A 20,384-nucleotide genomic window follows, 5' to 3' on the forward strand; every position below is an offset into this window, starting at 1 on the left:
TTGTCGTTCGTCGTATTGATCATGGGAACAACCTCCTGCCGCAACAGTGCGTGCCCGGCGCCGGGGCGACAACTTCTGTTGCCATTTCTGGGACGTGCGAGGTGGAATGGGGGTATGGATGAGCACTCACCGATCGCTGCCACGCTGGCCCAGGTCGGCGCCCGCCTCAGGCGCATCCGTGCCCAGCGCGGCGTGTCCCTGTCGGCGCTGGCCGAGGCCACCGGCATCTCCAAAAGCACGCTGTCGAGGCTGGAGTCGGGGCAGCGCCGCCCGAGCCTGGAGCTGCTGCTGCCCATCGCACAGGCCCACCAGGTACCCCTGGACGAACTCGTCGGGGCACCGGAGGTCGGCGACCCACGGGTCCGCTGCAAGCCCCGCGTCCACAACGGTCGTACGACGATTCCGCTGTCGACACAACCGGGACGCCTGCAAGCCTGGAAGTCGATCATCCCCGCGGAACACAACCGGCCCGAGCCGGTCACGCACGAAGGGTACGAGTGGCTGTACGTCCTGTCCGGACGCCTCCGGCTCATACTGGCCGACCACGACCTGATCATGGGGCCGGGTGAAGCGGCCGAGTTCGACACCCGCCTGCCACACTGGTTCGGCCCCGCAGAAAAGGCCCCCGTGGAGGTGCTCAGCCTGTTCGGCCCCCAGGGAGAACGCGTGCACGTCCGGGCCAAGCCCCAGCCCCGTGCGGAGCCATCGAACTGAGCGAAAAGACCCTCAGCGCGCGGGCTGCCGGGCTGCCGATCGTCCCGAGACATGACGCTGGTGTCACCCTCGCCAGGCGGCTGTCCGACCGGCGCCCCGGCTTGGTCACGGCAGTCGGCGGTCCGCTGTTACTCGGCTGGCCGACGCTGGCCGACGCTGGCCGACGAACCAGTCGCACTGCTCATTCTTGTTTTCGCGCAGGGTGCGCGGACGTTCATGCTGATCACGCGAACCTCGGCCGCCTGAACCAAACACCACCACAGGCCGCTCCAGGAGTGCCGTGATGCCCCCGGGGGCGAAGGCCCGAGGGCGGCTGCGCAGTTTTCGCCTCGGTCCACGATGTGCCTGTCATGTTCCACGCGGTCTGCACCTGGGGTACGGCTCAGGGGCCACCGCCCCACCGCTTCTTGGCGACGCTAGCACCGCTCCCCCTGAGCAGCGCAATGAGCGCGAGCCTGATGACGGCCGTGGTATGCGTTCCGGCCGTCGAGCGGCTGGTACGCGCTGGCGCAGGTGGTCCGGAAAGCCGTCAGAGGTCCTTCGGCGCCGAAACAGGGCAGGTGGTCGGCTGGCGCGGGCGACGGCGTAGGCGTCAACGATCTCGCGCAGCCGGGTTCCGTCTCATCGAGACGCCGTGCCGCCGCACCAGCTCGACACGCTCAGCCCCGATTCACCAGCCGTGCTTCGAAGAGTTCGATCCCGCCCTCTTCAGAGGCGCGAGTCGTGCCATCAAGTCGGAAACTCGATCGTTCGTAGAAACGTATTGCCGAAGAGTTGGGAAGGTACGCGTACACGCACAAGGGCCGTAGCCTCTCCCATCAAGATCGGCTGCCGCGTGCCTGAAAAGCTGCCTGCCCAGGCCAGTGCCGATTCGCTCAGGCTCGATGTACAGACCGTAGACCTCGGCAGCGCGGGAACCGAGATCCGGATTCTGGTCTTGATCAGCCGGGCCCGTTCGGCAGAACCCGACTACGGCATCGCCTCCTGGGAGATCCACAGACGGTGCTCATCGCGGAGTTCGGCCAGATACTCGGCCCACTCGTCAGCTTCTTTCACAGGGTCAGGCCCGCGAAGATACTCGCGGCTCATGAACCCGTCGTACGCCTCTCGCCACGCGCGGACTTTCAGGTCGCCGATGGCCTGTGCATCTCTGGAAACAGCAGAACGGATCACGGGCCGAGTGCAGGAAGGCTTCGGCAGGTTCAAGAACGTTTTTTGTGGAGCCGTATTGCGGCGGCAGGTCCCCGAAGCCGCACTGCCGGCTGTCCCCCCAGTGGTGGCGTTCACGTTCGCGTGGACCCAGCAGGCGGTCGAGTTGCGTGACGGGCGCTCAGCGCCTCGTCTCGTACCTGGTCAGGATCACGCCGCAGGGAAGCGTCCGCGTCTCCACCAGGTTCAGGTTCACCCAGTTGTCCAGCGCGGTGAAGAACGGCGTGCCGCCGCTCACCAGGACCGGCGCGGTGGCCAGCACCTACTCGTCAATCAGCCCGGCCCGCATGGCCGTCGCGGCGAACGTCGCGCCGCCGATGGCCATCGGGCCGCCATCCTCGGCCTTGAGCCGGGTGATCTCGGCGACCGCGTCGCCGGTGACCAGGTGGGTGTTCCAGCCGACCTTGTCGATCGTCGAGGAGAACACCACCTTCGACATATCCCGCCAGCGGCGCGCGAACTCGATCTCCGCCGGGGTGGCGTTGGGCTGCTGGTCGGCGGCCGGCCAGTAGGAGCTCATCGTCTGCCACAGCTTGCACCCGTACAGCGACAGGTCGGTCGCCTGCAACTGGTCGGACCAAAACTGGAACAGCTCGTCGCTCGGCACGCTCCAGCCGATGTCGTCACCGGGCGCGGCGATGTACCCGTCCAGGGTCAGGTTCATGCCGTAGATCAGTTTCCGCATGGCGCCAGCCTTCCGCGAGTCGGTCTCACGTACAGACCGGCGCGGCGCGGGAAACTCATCGGTGCGCGAACTGAGCTCGCATGTAGTCCTCGTACTCGGTGGCTCAGCCTCAGACTCATCGTGCCGCCGAGAAAATAGCATCGATCTGAGACTGATCTTGGGTGACATCGCGGTGAGACAACAGAGAACCAGCAGGTCACAGAAGATCGACATGTCATCGGCGGCGAGACCCAACACCCGGCCCCTCCTCGAGTTGGTATTCGAGGGTGAGGTTGTCTCCGTGGGACACGGTCTGGAGCGGAATGGCGCACACGGTCGCTGGCGAGGCCGGGCGGGCTGCTCAACATGGGGAGGACCTTGCAGGTGCGGATGTCGGGCGTTCGGCGGGAGCGGCGTGCAGGCGTAGAGGCAGGGGCCGGCCGGGTACGGGCGTAGCTCGGTTTCTTCGCGAGCCGTTCAGCAGCCTGGCCTCGGGGGGCCGGGGAAGAGGCCGGGCCACCCGATGCCGGGCCGCTGAACGGCGGGTACGTGCTGGTGCGGGTGGCCGTCAGAGGTCCTTCGATGCCGAGGCGGGATGGGTGGTTTGGTTGGCGGGGTCAGGTGCGGGCGGTGATGTAGGCGTCGGCGATCTCGCGCAGCCGGGTTCCGTCGAAGGAGGGCCCGTGGCCGGGGTGGACGACGGTGACGGGTAGGTCGCGGAGTCTGGTCATGGTGGCGATGTAGTCCTGCTGATCGGCTCCGTGGATGTCGTCGAGCAGCTGGTCGTCGTAGACGATGTCGCCTGAGAAGAGCGTCTGTGCTCGGGGGTCGTACAGCGCGATGCTGCCTGGGGTGTGGCCAGGCAGGTGCAGGACGGTGAGTCGGCGGTTGCCGAGGTCGATGGTGTCGCCGTCCGTCAGGTACTGGCTGACGTCGGCGGGGCGTAGCCGGTAGGTGTTCGGGTCGTAGTGCTTGTGCGGGATGGCGGAGATCAGAAGGTCGGGCACGTCTTCGTCGTCGGGCTCGGTCATGCCGAGCTCGTCGAAGAGGGCAGCGGAGGCCAGGGTTCCCGGCGGCGGAGTCCGGAGGTTCTCCGCCTTGTGCGCGCGGCAGTCGGCGAACTCGTGGGCACCGCCCATGTGGTCGAGGTGTCCGTGCGTGACGACCAGGATCGGCTCGTCGGTGAACAGGTGTGGGAATGCGGGGCGCAGTGGGGCCACGCCGAGGCCGGCGTCGACGACGAGGTTGCGTTGGCTTCCGCGGATGTGCCAGGTGTTGGCCTGGAGGAACGGGTGGACGTGCGGTTCGTGGATCAGTGTGATGGCGTCGTCGACGGGGGTGGCGGTGTACCAGTGGTCGGCGATGGGCAGCGTGCAGGCCGGTGCGGGGGTGGGGGCTGTGCCGCTGTGGGGGGTTTGGAGGGTCACGGGCGGGCCTTCTGTCGGGTGTTGCTGAGCAGGGCGTACACGGCGGTGGAGACGAGCGGGCCGATCAGGGCGGACAGGTCCAGGCCACCGGTGGCGCTGGCGCCTGGCCCGACCAGGATGGTGGTGTTCACGAACAGCAGCGCGGTGACGGTGCCGGAGACGAGGGCGATGATGCCGGCCGGGTTGTAGCCGCGGCGGTACCAGAACGCTCCCCCGGGATGTTCGGCGTGCAGTGATGGTCCGTCGTAGGCGTTGCGTCTGAGGACGATGTCGGTGGCGTAGATGGCGATCTGTGGGCCGAGGAAGGTGACGGTCAGGGCCAGGATGTTGTTCAGCGAGGTCACGAAGCTGGGTGAGAGCAGGGCGTAGGCGCACAGGGCACCGCCGAGCAGCGCGTCGATGGCGACCGAGCGGGCGCGGCTGATGCGTACGCCGAGGGCCTGCAGGGACAGGCCGGAGGAGTAGGTGGTCATGACGTTGTTGGTGATCGAGGAGACGATGATCAGCGCGAGGAAGATCGTGTAGAACCAGCCGGGCACGATGCCGCGCATCGAGCTCTGGGGGTCGTTCATATCGACTGCGGTCCCGGCGAGGATGCCGATGCCGCCCATGACGACGGAGGGCGCGAAGCCGCCGACGCCGGTGCTGAGGGCGACCTTCCACTTCGAGACGTCGGCTGGCAGGTAGCGGGCGTAGTCCGCGCCGTTGGCCCAGGAGAGGGGCGCGGCGGCGATGACGGTGAAGCCGATGAAGGCGGCGACCCACAGTTCCTGGCCGTGCAGCGGGGTGAATCCGGCGGGGTTGAGGGTGGCGTGCTGGGTGACGTAGCCGCCGAGGATCAGGGCGCTGGCTCCGAGGACGACGGAGAACAGCACGCTGAAGCGGACGATGGTGGCATGTCCGTAGAGGCTGAGTGCGAACGCCGCGACACCGATCACCACGGTGATGGCGAATTTGGCCGGGGTGGAGGGGCGCAGGCCGAACGATTCCAGCAGCGCGAAGCCTGCCAGTGCGCCGATGGAGAGGTTGATGCCCTCGTAGGTGACGGCCACGAGCCAGCCGAGTCCGGCGCCGAAGGGGCGGTTGCCGCGGATGCCGAACATGGCGCGGGTGACGACCTGGCTGGGGGTGCCGGAGGCCGGGCCGCTGACGGCCAGGAATCCGACCAGGCCCCAGAAGAGGTTGCCGAGGATGAGAACGGTGAATGCCTGGGGCACGGAAAGGCCCAGGACTGACAGGGTGCCGCCGAGCACCAGGTAGAGGTAGCCGACATTCGACGACAACCACACGGGGAACAGTTCGAACGGCCGGCCATGCCGTTCGTTGGCGGGGACGTAGTCGATGCCCCTGGTTTCGATTTTGCCGAACGTGTCCTGTGGCGCTGGGGCCTCGTGTGGTCCGGAGGGCGTTGCCTGCGTGCTGGCGGTGTCCGGGACGGGAGCCATGCCCACCTCCATGTTGAACACATGCTCAATGATTGTTGAGCACGTATTCAATAGAGGCAATCGACGGAACGTCAATGATCACTCTGTACACAGGCGCACACTCTCCGCATCGATCGCTGCGGGGGCGAACCACCTGACCTGCGCAGATGCAATTGAGCAGCCGATCAATAAACTGAGGGCATGCCGAAGAAGGCCATTACGCGCCGATCACCAGAAGAGCGCCGCCGGGAGATCATCGACGCGGCGCTCACCCTGGCCGATACCCTCGGCCTGGACCGGATCACTTCACGCGACGTCGCCAACAAACTCGGCGTCACGTCGGGGCTGATCCACCACTACTTCCCCACCGTCGACGACCTCGTCGTGGCCGCGTTCACCCAGACCGCGAGCGCCCAGAACGACCAGGACGAGGATGCCTGCCGGAACCTGCCGCCCACCGACGCCCTCCGTGCATTGCTCCAGCGCTCCCTCAGCATGGGAAGCGCCAATGCCCGCGTCTGGATGAGCGCCTGGGTCGCCGCCCCCCGCCGACCCGAACTGGCCCGCGAAGTCGACAGGCAGATGATCGCCGGCCTCGAGACCCTGACCGACCTGCTCCGGCGCGGCCACGACGCGGACGTCTTCCGTGTCCCCGATCCGGCCGCCAGCGCCCTGCGCATCCTCGTGCTCGTCGACGGCGTCCTCGTCCAGGTCTCCATGCGCTCCGAAACAACCTATGGCGATGTTCACGCCCTCGTATGGGACACCGTCGAACGCGAGGTCGGCCTCCCGGGCGGCAGCCTACGCCCCTGAGGCGGCACCCCAGGCGCACATGTCGGCGTCGACGCAGGTTAATATGTGAACGAATGTTTATTAATGTCCAGAGACGGAGCACCATGGCAGGGCGCCCCCGCGGGATCGACGATGCGGTGATCTTGCAAGCAGCGGTCGAGGTAATGGGCCGTACCGGGCCGTCGAAGCTGACGTTGGCCCGAGTGGCGCAGGAGGTCGGCCTGGCGCCGGGCACACTGATGCAACGCTTCGGCTCCAAACGCGGTCTGCTCCTGGCACTGGCCGAGCACACCGCCAAGGACACCCATACCCTCCACAACCGTGTACGGGCCGAGGACGGCTCGCCACTCGCCGCGCTGAAGGCTCTGGTCGTGGAAGTCTGGGGCGCTGCGGCGGCCCCGGAGGCATTCGCCCACCACCTCGCTTTTCTGTGCGAGGACCTCGAGGACCCGCAGTTCCGCGACCTCGCCCTGGCCTCCCACCAGGCCCAGGCCCGCGTCCTGCGCTCCCTGCTGGAACAGGCGGTGAACGCCGACGAACTGCGGCCGGACACGGACACCTCACTCCTGGCCGGGACGGTGCAGGCCACGGCCATCGGAACGGGCCTGCTGTGGGCCGTCGACCACGAGGGCACCCTCGAGCTCCGCCAGCGCAACGCCCTCGCCGCGGTCCTGGCACCCCACAGCAACCGCCCCTGACACGCCCTCGCACAAGGAGAGAACCCATGGCATCGAGCCGTGAGCGGGCCTTCCGCGCTCTGGCCACCATCGGCACAAGTCTGGACGGCTACATCGCCCGTACCGACGGCGACATCGAGTGGCTCAACGAGCGCGGCGCACAAGCCGGGGACACCGGATACGACGACTTCATGGCCCGCGTCGACACCGTCGTGATGGGCCGCAACACCTACGAGAAGGTCCTCACTTTCGGCTTCTGGCCCTACGAAGGCAAGCGCGTAGCCGTTCTGAGCACCAAGCTCTCCACCAGCGACCCGAACGTCACCGTCCACCCCACCCTGGATGGGCTCCTGGACGCACTCGCCGCCGCAGGGGCGAAGAACGTGTACGCGGACGGCGGCCAGATCATCCAGACCTTCCTGCGTGAAGGCATCCTCGACGAGATCACGATCACCACCGCGCCGGTCCTTCTTGGCGCGGGCATCCCGCTCTTCGGGCGCCTGGACCGTGACATCGACCTGACTCGCGGTGACACGAGGGCACTGGGTGGCGGCTTCGTCCAGACCACTTACACCGTCAACCCTGGCGCCACCGGCTGAAACGACCTGCCTGGGCGTCGTGCCCGGTCGCGGTGTCGGGCTTCGGCCGGGCGTGGCTGAAGGGGCGGCCCGGCACCACCACGGCGGCGGTGCCGGGCCGCAGGATGCCTTCGGACCGGCGTGCCACCGTCGGCCGCCGGACTCGTCAGAGCGACGCGGGGTCCGGCCGGATCATCAAGCACACAGCGGTCCGGCCTCGCGCCGGAACGGGCAAGGCCAGAACCTGGAGGGTTTTCAGTGATCTTCCAGTCCCGCTCCTGGCACTAGGCGGCGCGGGAGCGGGCGGTGTGGACGGTGGTGGCGGTGAGATAGAAGGCGTCGGGGCGCCAGAGGATGCCGGTGGGGGCGTCGGCATCCAGGAGGGCATCCAGGGCCGCGCGGTCCTGGTCGTCCAGGTGCTCGCCGAACTGGTCCCGCTGCCGGGCGAGACGGGTGTGCAGGTACTCGCGGGCCGGGAGTCCGAGCGGGGCTGGCAGGTCGGTGAGGAAGGTGCGCGTGCCCGTGGGGACGAGTCCGGCCTGGGCCAGCATGGCGGGCCAGTCCTCGACCTCGTCCACGGAGCCCGGGAGTTCGGCACGCATGGTGGCGAAGCCGTCCTCGTTGCCGGCGTCCAGGCGGGCCTGGAGTCCCGGGCGGCCCAGGCCTATGTCACGGGGGAGGAAACGTACGGGCAGGCCGCGTTCGGCCACGGCGAGCAGTCCGCCGGGGCGCAGGGAGGCGGCGAGCGCGGTCAATGCCGCCTGCTGGTCGCCGAGATGGTGGACGGCGTTGGCGGACCAGATGAGGTCGGCCGTGCCGAGCTTGCCGAACTCGTCCGGGAGGTCGGCCTGTTGAGTGGCGATACGGCCGAACGAGCGTGCGCGGGCGTGCTCCAGCAAGGCAGGCGACTGGTCGACGGCGACAACCTCGGCGTCCGGGAAGGCGTCGGCGAGCAGGCCTGCGACTATGCCCGGCCCACTGCCGACGTCGAGTACACGCCTCGCGCCGACGCCGGCCAGCAGATCGCGCAGCCAGTTCGTGGCCTGGGTGAGCGCGGGGGTGTGCAGTTCGGCCTCGCGTTCCAGATGGGAGCGGAGTGCGTCCCAGTCGATGTCGTGGCCGTGCTCACTGGTGTGGCTGTGGTGGTGCATGAGGTACTCCGATCCGGATGAGGTGACTGGGGTCGGTCCGCGGATCGAGGCGCACGGAACCGGCAGTCGGTTGTCGGCCCAGGTGAACGGGATCCGGCACGCCATCTGCGGCGTTGTCGTCGGTTGCCGAGGCTTCGGCTGCGTCATGGCGTGCCGGACGGGAGCTTGGCCAGAGGTACGCACGGCAGGCATGACGCGTTCCGGCGCGGCGGAACGCGTGATGCCCGCGGGGGCTCAGCGGAGAAAGGCGCTGAGGTGTCGTTCCAGGATGGGTTTGGGCGCGGCGCCCGTCCATGCCTTCGCGGGGACGCCGTCGGCATAGACCACGAAAGCGGGGATCGAGGAGACGGTGTGCCGGTCCGCCAGTCCGGACTGCTCGTCGACGTTGATCTTGACGACGTCCAGGACGCCCGCACGCTCGGCGGCCAGCTCCTCGATGACGGGAGTGATCCTGATGCAAGGCCCGCACCAGGGGGCCCAGAACTGGATCAGGACGGGCCGCTTCGCTTGCAGTACGCGGACGGGAAACGTCTGCTCGGTGACGCTGTCCACGGGACCGCCGCGCTTTGCTGCCATGGTGGGACTCTCCTTGTCAATGCGTTCGTGAACGAGTACCCCGACGCCAGGGGCGATCTGATCGCGCAGATCGCCGAACGGACCCTGGAGCGGCCTGTTCGGCCGCCCGGGCTCCCGGGCCCGGCGGGGCTCGGCGGGCTGCCGCGTCGACGTCGCCGGTGGTCCGCCGAGCGGTCAGGCCTGAGCAGCCGTGGCATCGTGTCGCGCGGTGGCGTGCTCCACGTCCTCGTGGAGCAGGTCGGTGTTAATGGCAAAGGCTGCGGTGGAGCCCATGCCAGCGGCGGCGATGACCTGTGCACGCGGGTCGACGACGTTTCCGGCAGCCCATACCCCGGGCACACTGGTGCGGCCGGTGCGGTCCGTCACAACCCAGCCCTGGTCGTCCTTGGCGCAGCCGAGCAGCGCCAGAAGGTTGTCGCGCTGGGCAGGCCGGGGGAAGAGGAAGGCCGCGGTCCGGGGGATCACCCGGCCGTCGGTGAGCTCGATGCCGCGCAGGCGGTCGTCGTCGACGACGAGCCGCACGGCCTGGCCCTCCACGACGCTCACGCCGAACGCCTCCAGCTGTTCCCGCTCCTGCTCGGAGAGTTCGAGAGTGTGCGTGAGGAAGACGATGTCCTCGCTCCACTGACGCAGAAGCAGGGCCTGGTGCACGGCGCCCGGGTGGGTGCCGAGGACGGCAAGGGGCTGGTCACGGACCTCGTAGGCATGGCAGTAGGGGCAGTGCAGCAGGTCCCTCCCCCATCGTTCGCGGACACCGGGGATGTCGGGCAGTTCGTCGCGCAGCCCGGTGGCGACCAGGAGACGGCGGGCCCTGAGCACGGGGCCGCCCTCCAGGCGCACGCCGTAGCCGGGCTCGACATGTTCCACCCGGCCCCGGACGACATCGACCCCGTAGCGGTCGATCTCGGCCCGCCCCAGGTCGAGCAGGGTGGCCGGGGGCAGGCCGTCACGGGACAGGAAGCCGTGCATGTGCGCAGCAGGCGCGTTACGCGGCTCGCCGGCATCGATCACCACCACCCTGCGACGGGCCCGTCCCAGCAGCAGCGCGGCACTCAGGCCGGCCGCTCCGGCACCGATCACCGCCACGTCGTGGACCTCGTCACCAGTCGGCGCCGCGGCACCGTGTGTATTCGCCGTCGTCTTGATCACTGCGATCACCTCCGGCCCCCAAGGTGCTCCAGCGCCACACCCTGAGCAACTTCTGTTGCCATTTCCGGGACAGCCGGTTCGATGAGGGCCGGGACAGCCGGTTTGTCGGGGCGCGTGGACGAGCAGTCCCCCGTCACCGCCACGCCCGCCCAGACCGGCACACGGCTCGTCCATGCGTGAACCCTGCGCGCGCCCGCCGGGACGAAGACGAAATGGAAGAGGGGTTCGTGGCCGGCGGATCGTAGAGTCTCACGCATGCACGCAGAACGTTCTCCCGAGCCCTGTGCCCTCCTGATCAACGGCACTGTCGGCGTCGGCAAGACATCGGTGGCCGAGAGCGTGGGCGATCTTCTCACCGACGCCGGCATACCCCATGCCGTCATCGATCTCGACTGGCTGAGGCAGTCCTGGCCAACACCGCCGGAAGACCGCTTCAACTCCGGCATGATGCTGCGAAACCTGCGCGGCGTCGCGGGCAACTACCTCGCCGCAGGAGCAGGTCGGCTGGTCCTCGCGGGTGTGATCGAGAATCAGGAGGAGCGGAAGCTGTGCGGCGATGCGATCGGTATCGAGCTTTCGGTGTGCCGCCTCCAGGCCGAACTGCCCGTCATCCATCAGCGGCTTACACAGCGCCACGAGAACGAACCCGAGGCGTTGCGATGGCACCTGGCCAGGGCCGGCGAACTGGCCGAGATCCTCGAACAAGCAGCCGTCGACGACTTCACCGTCGACGCCACCACACGTCCGGTCGATGAGGTCGCCATCGAGGTGACCAAGAAGGCCGACTGGCTGTGACTCGCCTTTCATGCCCGCCTCGGTTTGGCGGGGCGGACGTGGTGGGCTACATTCAGCTGCTCAGCGCAGCCGGGCACGCCAACCCCTCGCGGCAGGCACCAGCGTCTCCCTTGCCGCCGAACTCGGTTGCCCCGGCATGCTCGCCGGCCCCGCCGTCTTGGGCAGATGAGCCGCCTCATGGCGCTTAGCCACGCCCTTACGCTGTCGGTCCCGCTGTGCGTGGCCTCGACCGCGCCCACCGCAATCCCGCGCACCGGGTCCGACCCGCCCGGCACGAGGTGGCGTAGAGCCGCTGGCCGTCAGGGCGGTACCGCCCTGACATCGTGCCCTCCCCATCTCACCCCGGCCGGCTGCCAGACCGGGTGAAGGAAAAGCCCACCACTCTGTACGAGGAACCCGCAATGCCCGAATCAGACGACACCTCCGCCCGCGGCCGCATCGGCGTCATGCTCCCTCGCGACCTACCCGTCAAGAACATACTGCCGTTCGCGCGGCGAGCAGAAGAACTGGGATTCGACCAGATATGGGTGGTCGAAGACCTCGGCTGGCGCGGCGGACTCGCACAAGCCGGCCCCACCCTCGCCAGCACCACCCGCATCACCGTCGGCATCGGCATCATGCCCGCCGGTGCCCGCAACGTGTGCTTCGCCGCGATGGAACTGGCCACCCTCGCCCAGCTCTACCCCGGCCGGCTGATCGCCGGCATCGGACACGGCATGCCCGACTGGATGCGCCAGGCCGGAGCCTGGCCCGCCAGCCCCCTGACCCTGATCAAGGAGTACACGACTGCCCTGCGCCTGCTCATACGCGGTGAGCCCGGCCCAGCGGGCGGCCGCTACGTGCGCTGCGAGGGCGTCGTCCTCACCGAGACCCCGGACATCGTCCCCCCGGTCATCCTGGGCGTACGCGGCCCCAAGTCGCAGGCAGCCGCAGGCAAGGTGGCCGACGGGCTCCTCCTTGCCGAGCCCGCGGCCCCCGCCTACATCACGTCCTCGCTGCAGCACATGAACGTCACTCCTCACGCGAGCAGCCCCGAAGTCGTCACCTACGACGCCACCGCCGTCGACGACGACGAGGACACCGCTCTCGCCCGCGTCCGAGAGGGCCTGACCGCCATCGGCGAGCCGGCCTGGGCCGCGCACATCAATCCCCTGCCCTTCGCCGCACAGTTGCGTGAACACCGCGCCGCCTGCGCCGACGCCCGGCAATTCGCACAGACCATGCCCGCCGACTGGGTTCGCCGTCTGAGCATCGCCGGAACCCCCACCCAGGCACGCGAAGCGATCAAGGCCCGCCACGCAGCCGGCGCGACCAGCGTCGTCCTCGCCCCCGCCGGCCCCGACCCCCTCGCATCCCTCGACTCGCTCGCCCGCGTCCTGGCCCCCCGCCCCTGAGCCGAAAAGACGCCACGATTCCGAAGAACCTCACATCCACCAACTGACGGAACGCACTGTTCGCCCCTCTTCCGGGCGAACGCTCTCCGCCAGGGCCCGGGCGCCCTAGCGGAGATGACCGCTTGGTGCACTGCTTCCACAGACAGGTTCACCGAGGCCTGCTGAGCCTACCGTAGCTCCATAACACCGTGCGGCACTCCTCGCCTGAGGACTGGACGGCCGGCGCCCGCTGTTCGTCACCCGTCCGCAACCTCCCGGTACGGAACGACCAGTCGTTTCGGGACAGACGGTTGTTGACAGCGGTCATGCGTTCACGAGAAGTACATGAAGTGCCCGTCGAAGGACTTCCTCCGGGTCGTACGAGGCATCGCGTCTCAGTTCTTCGTACACCGGCGCCATGCTCTCGTCGCCCGGAGTTCGGGGTTCCAGCTGAGCGGCTCGGTAGGTCATGGCGCTTCCTATGACGAGGTTGCTCGCCGAGTACGCGACCCACAGCGGCGCGGCTGCACCCGACTTGCCAAGCCGCTCGGACAGTCCTTCCGAGAAAGCGAGGTAGGCCGGCCCTCGTGGTGGACGCATGGCGATGACCTGGACAGCCCACGGGTGCTCGAGAAGATGGCGGTACAGCGACAGCAGGATCTCCGACGCCTCCTCTTCACGGAGAGCATGCTGAACCGCGCCATCACGTCCCAAAGCATGGTCGAGCGCGAGATCGAGCGCGTCCGAGATGCCATTGATGCGCGAGTAGAGGCTTGCGGGTGCCGCCTCCAGCGCGTTTGCCAGCGCGCGAAGCGAAAGGCCCTCGATCCCCGACGCGTCCAGGATGCGTACTGCTGCGCGCGCGATGGCCTCCGGATCCAGCGCCCGGACGCGCCGCACAGGCTTGACGTGCTCCCAGTAACTCATACCCCTCCTTAAGCGAATGCTGTTAGTTTAAGGACATGATCGACGCAACCTTGCTCCCCATCAGTGACAGCCTTCGAGCGCTTCGGCCCTTGTCCTCCCGCGACGCCGAGCGGTACGCCGATGGGACCGAGGATCCACTCGTGCAGAAGTACGGACACCTGCCTGAACCGGAGTACACGCCCGAGACCGTAGCCCGCCTCGCTGACGACGTCGTTCCTCAAGGCATCCAGACCGGAGACCTCGCAGTGCTCAGCATCGTCGATGAAGCGGACACATTCCTGGGCAGCCTGGTGCTCTTCGGCGTCACGGACAGGACCGCCGAAGTCGGGTTCTGGCTCCACCCGGACTCGAGAGGCCTGGGCCACTCGGCCGCGGCACTGGAACTCGCGGCGACACTGGCAGTCCGCAGCGGCCTGAGCGAACTGACGGCACGCACCGCGACCAGCAATCTCTCGTCTCAGCGATGCCTGGAACGCAGCGGCTTCAACCAGACAGGGATCAACGTTGACCGCACACCCTCCGGCGAACACATAGAACTCGCCCGCTATCAACGGCGCCTGAGGTAAATCGCGCATCGCAGAAGAAACCACGCCCCCAAGAGCTGCAGCACACGTGCAGCAGGCCGACACACCACTCGCATTGCGGGCCGGCATCAGCCGGTCGAGGGCGGTCACCTTCGACCACGCACGCTGCGACGAAGACAGGACTCTCGCGGACGTATGCACTGAAGGGCGACCGCAGAACGGCGGCACGGCGCGAGGTGGACTGCAGGACCCGCCGTCCACCTCGCGCCGCCGGCCGACAGCCACTCCTGCAGCAGCCGTAGCCACGGCCGAGGGGACTCACCGGGGCCGGTACGCGGTCGGCTTCGCAGTCGCTTTCGAACCCAAGAACAGGGCATCCTCGGTTCAGAGCCTGAAGGATATCGCTGGCCACCCGCGGCCTGCTCGCGGAGATCACCCCCGGCCTCCGAGCGAGAGTGAGCCCAGCGGGCCCTCTCTACCGCTGACGAGCTCGCCCTTCCGGCCGCAGCACTTCGCCCAGGCCACAACCTTCAGGGCGTTGTGAAGTACAGAACCGCAGCCGATGCGGGATCGTCCACCCTGACGGCAAATGTCCACGGCTCGGCCATTGACCGACATCGAGCCGCCCACAGCACCGACACACCCAGCGACCTGCTGGTCGCTTCCTGGCCCCGGATCTGAATCCCGGAACTGACGGCGCGGCCGCGTTCCCGGGCAACTACCGGCCCGTCGGCAGCGTTCGCCGCATCTCGGCCGAGATGCCGGGGCGAGCATCCGCTCGCGACGAAGTATCCATGATGCGCGGGCCGCGGGTGATCCCGGGACGTTTCCGGTTTGTTGTCCGCCTCTCTCCGTGGTTTTATAAATGAACGAGCATTTATAAATTAGGGAGGTGGAGCAACCATGTCCGGACGTCCAAGAGGGGTCGATGACGCGGTCATCTTGCGGACGGCGGTGGAAGTGATGGGCCGCGAGGGGCCCTCGAAGCTCACGCTGGCCCTGGTCGCGCAGGAGGTCGGGCTGGTGCCCGGCACGCTGGTTCAGCGGTTCAAGTCCAAGCGCGGTCTCCTGCTGGCGCTGGCCGAACACACCGCCCGAGACACCGACGCCCTGCACGAACGCGTACGCACCGAGTGCGACTCCCCGCTGAAAGCTCTGGAAGCACTGGCCGCCGAGGTGTGGGGAGCCATGGCCACGCCGGAGAGCTTCGCCCATCACCTCGCGTTCCTCTGCGCAGACCTCGGCGATCCGCAGTTCCGCGAGCTCGCCGTGCACTCCCAACAGACGCAGACCCGGACAGTCACGGCGCTACTGGATCACGCCGTACACACGGGAGAGCTACGGCCGGACACCGACACCACGACGCTGGCCACAACAGTGCAGGCAACAGCCGTCGGCGCCGGACTGATGTGGGCGATCGACCAGCAAGACACCCTCCGCCAGCGCCAACGCACCGCCCTGGACACCGTCCTCACCCCCCACCGCAGCACCCCCTGCTGACCCGCCCCAAACGCCAAGGAACAAGAGCATGACCCCCGAATCTGCCCCCGCGCCGCGCGAACGCTCCTTCCGCACCCTCGTCCAGATCGGCACAAGCCTGGACGGATACATCGCCCGCCCCGACGGGGACATCGACTGGCTCAACGAACGCGGAGCACAGGCCGGCGACACCGGCTACGAGACGTTCATGGCCGGCATCGACACCCTGGCCATGGGCCGCAACACCTACGAGAAGATCCTCACCTTCGGCTTCTGGCCCTACGAGGGCAAGCGGGTGGCTGTCCTAAGCACCCGGCTCACCACCGACGACCCGAACATCACCGTCCACCGCAGCCTCGACGCCCTCCTGGACCACCTGCAAACGGCGGGCGCGGAGAACGTCTACGTGGACGGCGGACAGCTGATCCAGACCTTCCTACGACGGGGACTTCTCGACCAGCTCACCCTCACCAACGTCCCCGTCCTGCTGGGCTCCGGCATCCCACTGTTCGGCCCCCTCGACCACGACATCGACCTCACCCTGCGCGAGACCAGAGCCCTGGGCGCGGGCTTCGTCCAGACCACCTACACCGTCACCACAGCGGCCTGACCCCGCGCACCCTTTCGGCCGTGAGCCGCGCAACCCTCCCCACCCCCGATCCGTAAGGCACCCCCGCATGTCCGCACCAGCCATCCACCCTGATCCCTACCGGTGGAAAGCACTCATATTCATCGCCCTGGCCCAGCTGATGGTCGCCCTCGACTCCACCATCGTGAACATCGCCCTCCCCACCGCCCAGGCCGATCTGAACATTTCCGACGGCAACCGGCAATGGGCCATCACCGCCTACGCCCTCGCCTTCGGCAGCCTGCTGCTCCTGGGAGGCCGGATCTGTGACCTGTGGGGCCGCAAACCCACCTTCATCCTCGGCCTCACCGGCTTCGCCGCCGCCTCCGTGCTCGGCGGCGCAGCCACCAATGAGACCATGCTTCTCATCTCCCGCGCACTCCAGGGCGCCTTCGGCGCTCTCCTCGCCCCCGCCGCGCTGTCGCTGCTGGCCGTGATGTTCACCGACACCGTCGAACGGGCCAAGGCATTCGGCATCTTCAGCGCCATCGCGGGCGGCGGCAGCGCCCTCGGCCTGATTCTCGGCGGCCTGCTCACCGAATACCTGAACTGGCGTTGGACCTTCTACATCAACATCCCCTTCGCCGTGGCCGCCGTCATCGGCGCACTCACCGTGATCCGCGAACCGGCCCACAGCCGCAACACCGCCCGGCTGGATATCCCGGGCGTCGTTCTCGCCACCCTCGGCCTCATCGCCCTCGTCTACGGCTTCACCCGCGCGGAGACCGACGGCTGGGCAGCCGCCTCCACTCTCATCCTGCTCACCGCCGCCGTCATCCTGCTCGGCTCTTTCGCCCTCGTCGAGTCCCGGGTGAAGGACCCTCTGCTTCCCCTGCGCGTCGTCACCGAACGCACCCGCGCCGGCGCCTTCCTGGGCATGGCCCTGGCCGTCATCGGCATGTTCGGCCTGTTCCTCTTCCTCACCTATTACCTGCAAGTCGTCCGCGGCTACAGCCCCGTCACCACCGGTCTGGCCTTCCTCCCCCTGGTCGTCGGCACCATCGCCGGCTCCACCCAGATCGGCCCCCGCCTGACCACCCGGATCGGCCCGCGCCTCCTGATGGCCTCCGGACTCCTCACTGCCGTCCTGGGCATGCTCCTGCTCACCCGCATCGACGTCGACACCTCCTACCCCGCCCTGATCCTCCCCTCCTTCTTCATCCTCGGCCTGGGCCTGGGCATCGCCTTCCTGGTCGGCATGACCCTGGCCACCCACGGCATACGCCCCCAGGACGCCGGGATCGCCTCCGCCATGGCCAACGCCTCCCAGCAAATCGGCGGCGCGCTCGGCACCGCTCTGCTCAACACCATCGCCGCCAGCGCCACCACTGCCTACCTGACCACCCGCACCACCGAAACCCCGGTCCCCCAAGCCGTCCAGCAGCAGGCCATGGTCCACGGCTACACCACCGCCATCTGGTGGGCCGTCGCCATCCTCACCCTCTCCGCACTCATCGCCCTCATCCTCATCCGCACCCGCCACCGACCCGGCACCCACCCCACCCCGAACCCGGACACAACCGCCGACACCCCTCACACAGCCGCACCCACACACTGAGGCCGGCCTGGTACGGACGTAGCCCGGTTTCGTTCGCGAGCAGCCGGTGCCTGCATCGGGTGGCCTGGCCCGGGAAGAGAGCCAGGCCACCCGATGCCAGGCCGCTGAACGGCGGGTACGTGCCGGCGCGGGTGGTCCGGGACGCCGTCAGAAGTCCTTTGGTGCCGAGGCGGGACAGGTGGTTTGGTTGGCGGGGTCAGGCGCGGGCGGTGATGTAGGCGTCGGCGATCTCGCAGCCGGGTTCCTTCGCGCTCAGCGCGCCGCGGCTTCGCCTTCCTGGCCTCCACAGGAATCGCCTTGGGAACGCCCCGGACCGCCGTCAACGTCATCTACCAATCCAGTGACCTCGGGCCCCTGACCATCTCGTTCTGTCGCTTTCTGGCCGGCGCGGCGCTGCTGGTGCCGGTCTGGGTGCTGCACCGCTCTCGCAAGGCTCCCCGGACGCCGCAGCCGGTCGGTCGGCGTGTGCTGCTGCTCGCTGGTACCAGCGTCGGGCTGGCGGTCTTCCAGACCGCCTACTTCGCTGCCGTCCAGGACACGCGGCTGGCGGTTGGCACCACCGTCGCAGTCAGTACTGCCCCGATGTTCACCGCCACCGGGGGACGCGTGTTCCTGGGCAAGCACATCGGCCGCGGCGGGCTGCTCGCGGTCGTCGGCGCGATGGTGGGACTCACCGTTTTGGTACTGGACAACCAGCCGGGGGCGTCCACCCCCTGGGAGTGGGGGTGGCGCCCCTGCCCGCCGCTGGTTACGCCGTCTCCAACGTGCTGGGGCGGTGGACCGGGCGGCACAGCGCCGGTGAGGATCCCTCCACCCTCACCGTGGGGTCGTTTCTCATCGGTGCAGCCGTGATGCTGCCGCTCGCCTGGGCCGAGGGCCTGGTAACGTGCAGCGCGCGCCTGGCCCAAGTGGCGTTGCCGATGCTGTACATCGCTGCGGTCACCACGGCGCTCGCCTGTCCGCTGCACTTCGCCGGGGTCGCTGCTCTGCCAGCGGCCACCGCGTCGGTGATGATGCTCCTCGAACCGGTCAGCGCGGCCGTCCTGGCCGTTGTGCTCCTGGAGGAACGGCTCACGGCGGCCACCGTCACGGGCACCGTTGTCCTGCTCGCTGCCATCGCCGGCCTCGCGGCCGCCGAGTCCTGACTGGACGCCAAGACCTCACGACCGTGACATAAGGCGCGTGGTGCGCAGGAACGGATTTCCTTCGCACCACACCGCAAGGCTCAGCCCCGGCTCCGCGTTGATGCGGTCGTCGCTCACATCACCCAACGGGACCCTGCCGCCCGATGCCGGGGGCTGAGCCGGCCTCAGTGGGCAGAGCATCGCTGAGCAGGCACGGGCCGGTGGGTACCGGTGAGCGGGTGTATCCGACACTGGCGTGATGGATCAGCTTGAGCAGACCGTAGGCCTCGTCCGCGACGTCGTGGGGCCGGAACTCCTCGGGACGTACCTTCACGGCTCCGCCGTGCTCGGGGGTCTCGCCCCGGCCAGCGACCTGGACATCCTGGCCGTCACCCGGCGGAGTCTTGACGAGGCGACGCGGCAGGCACTTGTCGAGGGCTTGCTGGACATTTCCGGCCTCACGCCCACTGTCCGGCCGGTTGAACTCACTGTCGTGGTCCAGTCCGAAGTCCGCCCCTGGCGGTTCCCGCCGATCGGAGACTTCCTCTACGGAGAGTGGCTGCGCGACGAATTCCAGGCGGGCGCGGCTCCGCGGCCCGGCCCGATGCCGGACCTGGCCCTGGTCCTCGCAGTGGTCCTGGCAGGCAACCACCCCCTGACCGGGCCGCCTCCGGCCGAGCTGCTGGATCCGGTGCCGCACACCGACCTCGTCCGGGCGAGCGTTGAGGCGATCCCCGAACTTCTGGCCGACCTACACGACGACACGCGCAACGTCCTGCTGACCCTCGCCCGCATCTGGGCCACCCTCGCCACAGGCGAGATCAAGACCAAGGACGCCGCCGCCCACTGGGCCATGGCCCACCTGCCCCCGGAACACCGCCCCGTCCTGGAACACGCCAGGAACTTGTACCTCACCTGTCACTATCAGGACGAGGTCTGGAGCAAGGAGCTGAAGGCCCAGGTACGTCCACACGTGGACGACGTGCTCACCCGCATCGACCACCTGCACCAACAGATATGAACCGCTCCCGGATACTCGGAGCGGCTGTACGCCGCGCGCGAAAGATACGCCAGCTACCCGCCGGACTTGCAGGCCCTGTTCGCGGGTCTCGGCCTGCCATGGGTCGATGTCCCGGTTCCGTCGTTGAGCAGCGCTTCGAGGCGGCCCTGGCTGATCTCCGGCTGGTACGGCGTCTAGGCGGTGTACCAGGCCGGATCCTCCAGCACGTTGCGCCGGATCACCGCGGGCGTGCTGGTCGCGTGGTAGCCGAGACCGGTCATCGGGACGGCCGTAGTGTTCCTGCCCGCAAGCTCCTGCAGCTCGGCGCGCGCCTCGGCTTCGGTGGCGGCGGGCAGCTTCAGGTCGGAGGTGCTCCGGATACCGCTCGGGACGGTGGCGTCGATGAGGTCGGCAAGGGTCGGGTAGCCGACTTCGGCAAGCATTTTGGCGCGGTCGGCGTGGTTGATGCCGATGTGACGTGCGGCGAACTCCCCGGATGGAGAAGAGGATTCGGGTGAGGTCATGGAGGGAGGCTCCCTGCTGAGGTCGCCGTGGGCGCGACGTTGTGTATGGGTGGCCTCCCCGCTCTGTCATCGGTACCTGAGAGCTTCACCG

The 20,384-nt window shown here is 68.3% G+C and carries 21 protein-coding genes and 3 pseudogenes; 14 read left to right on the plus strand and 10 right to left on the minus strand.

The window, feature by feature from the left end:
* The first annotated feature begins 114 nt into the window (after positions 1-114).
* Together ACIHCL_RS34550 and ACIHCL_RS34555 are read left to right on the plus strand one after the other, a co-directional pair.
* Positions 115-714, plus strand: coding sequence for a helix-turn-helix domain-containing protein (locus ACIHCL_RS34550; protein WP_399868275.1), 600 nt, complete (start codon positions 115-117; stop codon positions 712-714).
* 59 nt (positions 715-773) lie between these two features.
* Positions 774-945, plus strand: a pseudogene (locus tag ACIHCL_RS34555) (MFS transporter); the annotation flags it as partial.
* 439 nt (positions 946-1,384) lie between these two features.
* Here the strand turns inward: ACIHCL_RS34555 and ACIHCL_RS34560 are convergent.
* The 5 genes and pseudogenes from ACIHCL_RS34560 to ACIHCL_RS34580 all read right to left on the minus strand — a co-directional run bounded on the left by ACIHCL_RS34560 (position 1,385) and on the right by ACIHCL_RS34580 (position 5,459).
* Positions 1,385-1,711, minus strand: coding sequence for a GNAT family N-acetyltransferase (locus tag ACIHCL_RS34560; RefSeq protein WP_399868277.1), 327 nt, complete (start codon positions 1,709-1,711; stop codon positions 1,385-1,387).
* The gene (locus ACIHCL_RS34565) at positions 1,684-1,887 is read right to left on the minus strand and encodes a hypothetical protein (RefSeq protein ID WP_399868279.1); all 204 of its coding nucleotides are present in this window, start codon (positions 1,885-1,887) and stop codon (positions 1,684-1,686) included. The genes ACIHCL_RS34560 and ACIHCL_RS34565 overlap by 28 nt, the downstream gene beginning before the upstream one ends.
* Positions 1,888-2,044: 157 nt before the next feature.
* Positions 2,045-2,608: pseudogene (locus ACIHCL_RS34570) on the minus strand (dihydrofolate reductase family protein).
* A gap of 596 nt (positions 2,609-3,204) precedes the next feature.
* The gene (locus ACIHCL_RS34575) at positions 3,205-4,014 is read right to left on the minus strand and encodes an MBL fold metallo-hydrolase (RefSeq protein WP_399868281.1); all 810 of its coding nucleotides are present in this window, start codon (positions 4,012-4,014) and stop codon (positions 3,205-3,207) included.
* Positions 4,011-5,459 carry a purine-cytosine permease family protein gene (locus ACIHCL_RS34580; protein ID WP_399868283.1) on the minus strand — a complete coding sequence of 483 codons (1,449 nt, stop codon included), beginning with the start codon at positions 5,457-5,459 and terminating at the stop codon, positions 4,011-4,013. Before ACIHCL_RS34580 ends, ACIHCL_RS34575 begins: the two co-directional genes overlap by 4 nt.
* A 180-nt stretch (positions 5,460-5,639) precedes the next feature.
* On the opposite strand from ACIHCL_RS34580, the gene ACIHCL_RS34585 reads away from it, so the two are divergent.
* The 3 genes from ACIHCL_RS34585 (at position 5,640) to ACIHCL_RS34595 (ending at position 7,506) form a co-directional block, all read left to right on the plus strand.
* The gene (locus tag ACIHCL_RS34585; protein WP_399868284.1) at positions 5,640-6,251 is read left to right on the plus strand and encodes a TetR/AcrR family transcriptional regulator; all 612 of its coding nucleotides are present in this window, start codon (positions 5,640-5,642) and stop codon (positions 6,249-6,251) included.
* Between the two features lie 83 nt (positions 6,252-6,334).
* Positions 6,335-6,928 carry a TetR/AcrR family transcriptional regulator gene (locus ACIHCL_RS34590; protein ID WP_399868286.1) on the plus strand — a complete coding sequence of 198 codons (594 nt, stop codon included), beginning with the start codon at positions 6,335-6,337 and terminating at the stop codon, positions 6,926-6,928.
* 26 nt (positions 6,929-6,954) lie between these two features.
* Positions 6,955-7,506 carry a dihydrofolate reductase family protein gene (locus tag ACIHCL_RS34595; protein ID WP_399868288.1) on the plus strand — a complete coding sequence of 184 codons (552 nt, stop codon included), beginning with the start codon at positions 6,955-6,957 and terminating at the stop codon, positions 7,504-7,506.
* 263 nt (positions 7,507-7,769) lie between these two features.
* Here ACIHCL_RS34595 and ACIHCL_RS34600 read toward each other — a convergent pair whose 3' ends face one another.
* The 3 genes from ACIHCL_RS34600 to ACIHCL_RS34610 form a co-directional block, all read right to left on the minus strand.
* The gene (locus ACIHCL_RS34600) at positions 7,770-8,636 is read right to left on the minus strand and encodes a class I SAM-dependent methyltransferase (protein WP_399868290.1); all 867 of its coding nucleotides are present in this window, start codon (positions 8,634-8,636) and stop codon (positions 7,770-7,772) included.
* 234 nt (positions 8,637-8,870) lie between these two features.
* The gene (locus tag ACIHCL_RS34605) at positions 8,871-9,212 is read right to left on the minus strand and encodes a thioredoxin family protein (protein WP_399868292.1); all 342 of its coding nucleotides are present in this window, start codon (positions 9,210-9,212) and stop codon (positions 8,871-8,873) included.
* 174 nt (positions 9,213-9,386) lie between these two features.
* The gene (locus ACIHCL_RS34610) at positions 9,387-10,361 is read right to left on the minus strand and encodes an NAD(P)/FAD-dependent oxidoreductase (protein WP_399868293.1); all 975 of its coding nucleotides are present in this window, start codon (positions 10,359-10,361) and stop codon (positions 9,387-9,389) included.
* A gap of 255 nt (positions 10,362-10,616) precedes the next feature.
* Here ACIHCL_RS34610 and ACIHCL_RS34615 point away from each other — a divergent pair, with 255 nt between their 5' ends.
* Both ACIHCL_RS34615 and ACIHCL_RS34620 read left to right on the plus strand, forming a co-directional pair.
* The gene (locus ACIHCL_RS34615; RefSeq protein ID WP_399868295.1) at positions 10,617-11,156 is read left to right on the plus strand and encodes a hypothetical protein; all 540 of its coding nucleotides are present in this window, start codon (positions 10,617-10,619) and stop codon (positions 11,154-11,156) included.
* A gap of 401 nt (positions 11,157-11,557) precedes the next feature.
* Positions 11,558-12,550 (plus strand): LLM class flavin-dependent oxidoreductase, encoded by a 993-nt coding sequence (locus tag ACIHCL_RS34620; RefSeq protein ID WP_399868297.1) that lies wholly within the window; start codon positions 11,558-11,560, stop codon positions 12,548-12,550.
* A 303-nt stretch (positions 12,551-12,853) separates the two neighbouring features.
* Here the strand turns inward: ACIHCL_RS34620 and ACIHCL_RS34625 are convergent, their stop codons facing one another.
* The gene (locus tag ACIHCL_RS34625) at positions 12,854-13,456 is read right to left on the minus strand and encodes a TetR/AcrR family transcriptional regulator (protein WP_399868299.1); all 603 of its coding nucleotides are present in this window, start codon (positions 13,454-13,456) and stop codon (positions 12,854-12,856) included.
* A gap of 35 nt (positions 13,457-13,491) precedes the next feature.
* Here ACIHCL_RS34625 and ACIHCL_RS34630 point away from each other — a divergent pair, with 35 nt between their 5' ends.
* The 7 genes from ACIHCL_RS34630 to ACIHCL_RS34660 all read left to right on the plus strand — a co-directional run bounded on the left by ACIHCL_RS34630 (position 13,492) and on the right by ACIHCL_RS34660 (position 19,790).
* Positions 13,492-14,022: a GNAT family N-acetyltransferase gene (locus ACIHCL_RS34630; RefSeq protein ID WP_399868301.1), complete on the plus strand. Its 531-nt coding sequence runs from the start codon at positions 13,492-13,494 to the stop codon at positions 14,020-14,022.
* Positions 14,023-14,883: 861 nt separating this feature from the next.
* Complete coding sequence (locus tag ACIHCL_RS34635; protein ID WP_399868303.1) at positions 14,884-15,480, plus strand: TetR/AcrR family transcriptional regulator; 597 nt, start codon at positions 14,884-14,886, stop codon at positions 15,478-15,480.
* Between the two features lie 28 nt (positions 15,481-15,508).
* Positions 15,509-16,069 carry a dihydrofolate reductase family protein gene (locus tag ACIHCL_RS34640; protein ID WP_399868305.1) on the plus strand — a complete coding sequence of 187 codons (561 nt, stop codon included), beginning with the start codon at positions 15,509-15,511 and terminating at the stop codon, positions 16,067-16,069.
* Positions 16,070-16,136: 67 nt separating this feature from the next.
* Positions 16,137-17,645: an MFS transporter gene (locus ACIHCL_RS34645; RefSeq protein ID WP_399868307.1), complete on the plus strand. Its 1,509-nt coding sequence runs from the start codon at positions 16,137-16,139 to the stop codon at positions 17,643-17,645.
* A gap of 297 nt (positions 17,646-17,942) precedes the next feature.
* A complete protein-coding gene (locus tag ACIHCL_RS34650; protein WP_399868309.1) occupies positions 17,943-18,497 on the plus strand; it encodes a DMT family transporter in 555 nt (184 codons plus the stop codon).
* On the plus strand, positions 18,410-18,790 hold the full coding sequence (locus tag ACIHCL_RS34655) for an EamA family transporter (protein WP_399868310.1): 381 nt from the start codon (positions 18,410-18,412) through the stop codon (positions 18,788-18,790). The genes ACIHCL_RS34650 and ACIHCL_RS34655 overlap by 88 nt, the downstream gene beginning before the upstream one ends.
* A gap of 238 nt (positions 18,791-19,028) precedes the next feature.
* Positions 19,029-19,790, plus strand: coding sequence for an aminoglycoside adenylyltransferase family protein (locus ACIHCL_RS34660; protein ID WP_399868312.1), 762 nt, complete (start codon positions 19,029-19,031; stop codon positions 19,788-19,790).
* A gap of 95 nt (positions 19,791-19,885) precedes the next feature.
* Here ACIHCL_RS34660 and ACIHCL_RS34665 read toward each other — a convergent pair.
* Positions 19,886-20,293, minus strand: a pseudogene (locus tag ACIHCL_RS34665) (glycine dehydrogenase (aminomethyl-transferring)); the annotation flags it as partial.
* Positions 20,294-20,384 lie beyond the last annotated feature (91 nt).

Source organism: Streptomyces sp. NPDC052042 (assembly GCF_044548345.1).
GTDB lineage: Bacteria > Actinomycetota > Actinomycetes > Streptomycetales > Streptomycetaceae > Streptomyces.

Coding starts and splice junctions, on each gene's coding strand:
- ACIHCL_RS34550 (WP_399868275.1), top strand. CDS start 115: ATGGATGAGCACTCACCGATCGCTGCCACGCTGGCCCAGGTCGGCGCC.
- ACIHCL_RS34580 (WP_399868283.1), bottom strand. CDS start 5,459: ATGGCTCCCGTCCCGGACACCGCCAGCACGCAGGCAACGCCCTCCGGA.
- ACIHCL_RS34585 (WP_399868284.1), top strand. CDS start 5,640: ATGCCGAAGAAGGCCATTACGCGCCGATCACCAGAAGAGCGCCGCCGG.
- ACIHCL_RS34590 (WP_399868286.1), top strand. CDS start 6,335: ATGGCAGGGCGCCCCCGCGGGATCGACGATGCGGTGATCTTGCAAGCA.
- ACIHCL_RS34595 (WP_399868288.1), top strand. CDS start 6,955: ATGGCATCGAGCCGTGAGCGGGCCTTCCGCGCTCTGGCCACCATCGGC.
- ACIHCL_RS34600 (WP_399868290.1), bottom strand. CDS start 8,636: ATGCACCACCACAGCCACACCAGTGAGCACGGCCACGACATCGACTGG.
- ACIHCL_RS34605 (WP_399868292.1), bottom strand. CDS start 9,212: ATGGCAGCAAAGCGCGGCGGTCCCGTGGACAGCGTCACCGAGCAGACG.
- ACIHCL_RS34615 (WP_399868295.1), top strand. CDS start 10,617: ATGCACGCAGAACGTTCTCCCGAGCCCTGTGCCCTCCTGATCAACGGC.
- ACIHCL_RS34620 (WP_399868297.1), top strand. CDS start 11,558: ATGCCCGAATCAGACGACACCTCCGCCCGCGGCCGCATCGGCGTCATG.
- ACIHCL_RS34625 (WP_399868299.1), bottom strand. CDS start 13,456: ATGAGTTACTGGGAGCACGTCAAGCCTGTGCGGCGCGTCCGGGCGCTG.
- ACIHCL_RS34630 (WP_399868301.1), top strand. CDS start 13,492: ATGATCGACGCAACCTTGCTCCCCATCAGTGACAGCCTTCGAGCGCTT.
- ACIHCL_RS34635 (WP_399868303.1), top strand. CDS start 14,884: ATGTCCGGACGTCCAAGAGGGGTCGATGACGCGGTCATCTTGCGGACG.
- ACIHCL_RS34640 (WP_399868305.1), top strand. CDS start 15,509: ATGACCCCCGAATCTGCCCCCGCGCCGCGCGAACGCTCCTTCCGCACC.
- ACIHCL_RS34645 (WP_399868307.1), top strand. CDS start 16,137: ATGTCCGCACCAGCCATCCACCCTGATCCCTACCGGTGGAAAGCACTC.
- ACIHCL_RS34660 (WP_399868312.1), top strand. CDS start 19,029: ATGGATCAGCTTGAGCAGACCGTAGGCCTCGTCCGCGACGTCGTGGGG.